The sequence below is a fragment of the Amycolatopsis sp. NPDC006131 genome, assembly GCF_040614175.1.
GTDB classification, from domain to species: Bacteria; Actinomycetota; Actinomycetes; order Mycobacteriales; family Pseudonocardiaceae; genus Amycolatopsis_E; species Amycolatopsis_E tucumanensis.
In genome coordinates, this window is record NZ_JBEXTX010000214.1 from 1 (window position 1) to 4,800 (window position 4,800).

A 4,800-nucleotide genomic window follows, 5' to 3' on the forward strand; every position below is an offset into this window, starting at 1 on the left:
GGGCGTGGTGGGAGCAGCGCTCAAGACTTCGTGTGGGTGGTGGCCCGGGCCGTGAGCCTTCAGGGCCCGTTCTCCGGCGCGTCGGCGTCGAGGTGGCTCTGAGCGCTGGAGGGTCTTCCGGGGCGTGGTGGGAGCAGCGCTCAAGACTTCGTGTGGGTGGTGGCCCGGGCCGTGAGCCTTCAGGGCCCGTTCTCCGGCGCGTCGGCGTCGAGGTGACTCCGGACGCTGGCCGGTCTTCCGAGGCGCGGCGGGAGCAGCGCTCAAGACCCCTTGCGGGTGCTGGTTCGGACCGTGAGCCGCCAAGCCCCGTTCTCCGGCGCGTCGGCGCCGAGGGCGATCAGCGCGCAGGCCCGGCCCTGGTCGTGCAGGGACTGGGTGATCGTCGTGAGGCCTTCCCGCTCCGCTTCCGGGCCGTCGTCCCACCCGGCGAGCGCCACGTCCGCCGGCACGCGCAGCCCCCGGCGGCGCGCCGCGTCGAGGACGGCGAACGCGAGCTGGTCGCTCATCGCCACCACCGCGTCGGCGCCGGTGTCCAGCAGCGCGTCGGCCTGCGCGGCGGCTTCCGCCCGGTCGTTGCGGGCCACCACGGCCACCGGCAGCGCGCGGGTGTCCAGGCCCGCGTCCCGGCAGTGGTCGAGGACGCCGCGGAGCCGGTCGCGCGTCACCGGGAACTCCACGCCGTCCGGGGCCGGCCCGGTTGCCATCCGGGCCGTGCGCTCGCGGCCGAAGGGGAAACTCAGGACCGCGGGCCGCGCCGCTCCGGCGAAGACGTGCGCGGCCAGTTCCCGCGCCGAGGCCCGGTTGTCGATCGTGACCACCCGCGCGCCGTCCACGGCCGGGCCGCCGTGCACCGCCACGGGCTTGCCCAGCCCGGTCACCACGGGGAGCACCGGGTCGCTGTCGGCGGTCGTCCACAGGATGTAGCCGTCCACCGACGCCGACGTCACGCGCTCGACGTCGGTGTCCCCGCCGGTGGTCGGGATCAGGTTCAGGCCCGTCCCGCGCTCCCGGCAGACCTCGGCGACCCCGGTCAGGAAGCTGCGCGCCTGCGGGTCTTCGAAGGCGTAGGCGAGGTGCTCGCCCAGCACGACCCCGATTGTGCCGGTGCGCCGACGACGCAGTGACCGTGCCGTCGGGTCGGGACCGCGGTAGCCCAGCTCGGCAGCGACCGCGCGCACCCGGCGCAGCGTCTCCGGCGCGACGCGATCCGGCTGGTTGTAGCAGTAGGACACCGTCATCGGCGAGACGCCGCTGCGGCGCGCCACCTCGGCCATGGTGACTCGGGACGTTCCCGGGCTGGACATGGCCCCAGCCTAGCTGTGTATCGTTACACAATGCGAGCCGGAAGGACGAGCGTGGCGCTGGGAGCGCTCAGCGCCGCGTGCTTCGTGTCCGTGACCTCGGAAAACCTGCCCGTCGCCCTGCTGCCGCAGCTGGCGGCGGGGTTCGGTGTGCCCGGCTCGGCCGTCGGGCTGCTCATGACCGGCTACGCGGTCGTGGTCGCGGTGTCGGTCGTGCCGCTGGTCGCGCTGACCGCGCGCTGGGACCGGCGCATGGCCGTGCTGGTCACGGTCGGGGCGATCGCGGTGTCGAACCTGCTGCTCGCGCTCGCGCCCGGGTACGCCGTCGCGGTGCTCGCCCGGGTGGTCGCGGCGGCCGGGCACGGGGTGTTCTGGTCGGTGGTCGCGCCGATGGCCGCCCGGCTGCTCGGGCCGGACCGGGCAGGCCGCGCCACCGCGGTGGTGTTCGCCGGGAACTCGCTGGCGTTCCTCTTCGGGCTGCCGCTGACCTCGTGGCTGGCGGGGACGATCGGCTGGCGGGCCACTGTCCTCGCGGTGGCCGCCGCGGCGGCGCTCTCGGCGGTGGTTATCCGCGCGAGCGTCGAACCGACGCCTGCCGGGCCGCGGGCATCGCCGCGCGGGTCGCTGAACCGCGCCCTCCTGCCGGTCAACCTGGCCACGCTGGTGGTGGTGACCGGGCACTTCGCCGTGTTCACCTACATCACCGCGATCATCGCGGAATCCGTCCACCTCACCGGTCCGGCGACCTCCGGCCTGCTGTTCGCGCACGGCGTGGCGGGCCTGCTCGGCCTGGTCCTGATCGGCAGGCGGGTGGACAGCCACCCGCGCGGCACCGCGCTGCTCGTCACGGCCGGTCTCGCGGCGACCATGCTCGTGCTGCTGTTCGCCGGATCCGGCGTGGTCGCGGCCGCCGCGGTCGTGCTGTGGGCCGTGCCCGCCGGCGGCATGGGCGTGGTGCTGCAGGCCGCCGTCCTGCGCGTGGCGGACCGGCCCGACCTGGCGTCCGCGGTCTACATCGTCGCCTTCCAGGCCGGCATCGCCGGGGGCGCCGCGGTGGGCGGCGCCGCCCTCGACCACGGCGCCCTGCCCGCTGCGACCGCACTGGCCGCGGGGTGCGGGCTGGCCGCCACGCTGGTCGTTCGCCGGTCCGCCGCGTTCCGGGGACCGTGACGAGCGGTCAGCGCTTGCGGAAGACCGACCGCGGGAAGAGCCGCCCGCGCCAGGACATCGGCGCGTTGCGCTCCAGGCTGCGGCGCAGGCCCTCGAACGCCGTGGCGAAGTCCTCGCCGGTGGACTGGCTGGGGGAGTACCACGAGCGCTCCACCGCGCCGACCACCGTGCGCAGGTCGTTCTTCCCGGCGTCGTCCAGGTTGTGCTGCACGGCCACCTTCTGCGCCGCCGCCCGCACCGTGTCGCTCGGCGGGATCGGGACGCCGCGGTCGGCGCACTCGTCCATCAGCTCGGCCCAGGCGGCGTCCGCCGCGCCCGGCTGGTGGGACGTGATCGCCGTCAGGCGGCGGCGCCGGTGAATCTCCCGCAGCACCGCGGGGGCCAGCCCGGCCGCCGCGAGCAGCAACAGCACCAGCGCCAGCACCCAGTGCACCAGCCACGCGGTGAGCACCACGGCGACCAGCCACGCCGCGGCCGCGGCCAGCGGCAGCCAGGACGCCGTCCGCCCGCGGAGCCTGCGGATCGCGACGAACGCGCCCACCGTCAGTGCCAGCGCGACCAGCACCAGCACCAGCGCGATCCACCCGGTCCAGCCCGGCGCCGAACCGGCCGGCGCGGCCTGCGTGCCGCCCGGGTTCGCGGCGCTGCCCTGGGTCTCCGGCGCCCCGGTCGGCGCGACGCGCGTGGTGGACACGCTCGGCACGTCCTGCTCCTCCGAGTCCGAGGACCCGCTGGAGGTGGTGCCGGACTGCAGGTACGGCGGGACGTAGCCGCGGCCGTCGGAGCGCGGCGTCGGGTCGAAGCTGACCCAGCCCAGGTCGCCGAAGTACACCTCGACCCAGGCGTGCGCGTCCTGCGAGGTGATCATGCGCGTGTCGCCGTCGGCGTAGCCGGAGGTGAACCCGACCGCGACCCGGGACGGGATGTTCAGCACCCGCAGCATCACGGCCATCGCGGAGGCGAACTGCTCGCAGAAGCCGCGCTTGCCGTTGAGCAGGAAGTCGGCCAGCGCGTCGCTGTCGGTCGCGGCGGCCGTCTCGGTGTCGTAGGTGAACCCGTTCTCGCCGCTGAAGTACCGCCAGATCGCGCTCGCCCGGTCGAAGTCGGTGGTGGCGCCCGCCGCGAGGTTCTGCGCGAGGCTGACCACGCGCGGGTCGACCCCGGTGATCTGGCTGTAGCTGGCCGGGATGTCGCCGCCGCGGGTGGTGGCCGACTCCAGCTGGTCCTTCGTCGGCTCGGCCAGCGACGCGGTCTCCACGTAGGCCGGGATCCGCTGCTTGCGCTCGCTGAACACCGCGCCGCTGGTCGGGTCGTAGTACCAGCCCTGGCCGACGCCCTGCAGGCCGCGCAGCTGCCCGTACACCGGCATCCACACGTCGACCCAGTTCAGCGGCTCGATCTGGATCTGGCGGGCCTCGCCCGAGCCGTCGTCGCCGGGCGCGGCGGGCAGCGGCTGGTTCGCCGGGAAGCCGGCAGGCATCGGGCCGTCCGGCAGGCTCCAGCCGCGGTTGGGCCGGTAGGTGTCGAGCGTGAACGCGCGCAGCAGGCGCTTGTCGTTGCCGAGGCCGCGGACGCGGAACAGGTCCACCGTGCTGCCCTGGTCCAGCATGCCGCGCAGCGAGGTGAACGGGTTGACGCCCAGCCCGCCGGAGCCGGCGCCCGCGCCGCTGCGGCCGCTGCCGGGCAGGCGCCCGACGGTGCCGACGGCGGTCAGCGCGGTGCCCGCGACCAGGCCCAGCACGAGGGCGACCGCGACGACGGCGACCGGTGCGGACGCGGCGGCGGGCGCGTTGCCGAGGCCGGGGGCGTCGCGGTTGCGCCAGCGGCGGTGGCGGTGATTGCCGTCGACGGCGAGCAGGCCCGCGAAGGCCGCCGCGCCGAGCAGGAACGTCCACCACGGGAGCATGTCGTCGGCCAGCGAGGCGGGCACCGCGTAGACGCACAGCAGCACCAGGCCGGTGGCGGCGGGCGCGGAGGCGGCGACCGCGAGGGTGTCGACGAGCACCGCGACCAGGCCGATCGCGATGGTCACCAGGCACAGGATCGGCGGGGTCGATTCGACCGGCGGCAGGCCCGTGCGGATCTGCTCGAACGCCGCGGTGAGCACGCTGTTGATCTCGCCGAACGCGGCGGGGCCCGGGATGACGCCGAGGATGCCGGTGCTGGTGAACACGCCGGTGATCAGCAGCAACAGCACGACGAGCTGGGCCAGCCCGACGACCGCGGTGGGCGTGCGCACCGCGTTACCTACCGTCACCCGCGTTTCCTGGTCCGGTCGACTTGCCGCGAACTTCTCGTAGGCCGCGGTCGCCGCTGCGATGATGTTTTG

3 protein-coding genes are annotated in these 4,800 nt (G+C 75.0%); 1 reads left to right on the forward strand and 2 read right to left on the reverse strand.

The window, feature by feature from the left end:
- Positions 1-260: 260 nt before the first annotated feature.
- Positions 261-1,304, reverse strand: coding sequence for a LacI family DNA-binding transcriptional regulator (locus ABZ215_RS43215; RefSeq protein ID WP_354956731.1), 1,044 nt, complete (start codon positions 1,302-1,304; stop codon positions 261-263).
- Positions 1,305-1,334: 30 nt separating this feature from the next.
- Here ABZ215_RS43215 and ABZ215_RS43220 point away from each other — a divergent pair, with 30 nt between their 5' ends.
- Complete coding sequence (locus ABZ215_RS43220) at positions 1,335-2,471, forward strand: MFS transporter (RefSeq protein WP_354956733.1); 1,137 nt, start codon at positions 1,335-1,337, stop codon at positions 2,469-2,471.
- A gap of 7 nt (positions 2,472-2,478) precedes the next feature.
- On the opposite strand, the gene ABZ215_RS43225 is transcribed toward ABZ215_RS43220, so the two are convergent.
- Positions 2,479-4,794: a transglutaminaseTgpA domain-containing protein gene (locus tag ABZ215_RS43225; protein WP_354956735.1), complete on the reverse strand. Its 2,316-nt coding sequence runs from the start codon at positions 4,792-4,794 to the stop codon at positions 2,479-2,481.
- Positions 4,795-4,800: the final 6 nt, after the last annotated feature.

Bases quoted from the DNA above. Each gene is read 5' to 3' on its own strand.
- ABZ215_RS43215 (WP_354956731.1), bottom strand. From the start codon at position 1,304: ATGTCCAGCCCGGGAACGTCCCGAGTCACCATGGCCGAGGTGGCGCGC.
- ABZ215_RS43220 (WP_354956733.1), top strand. From the start codon at position 1,335: ATGCGAGCCGGAAGGACGAGCGTGGCGCTGGGAGCGCTCAGCGCCGCG.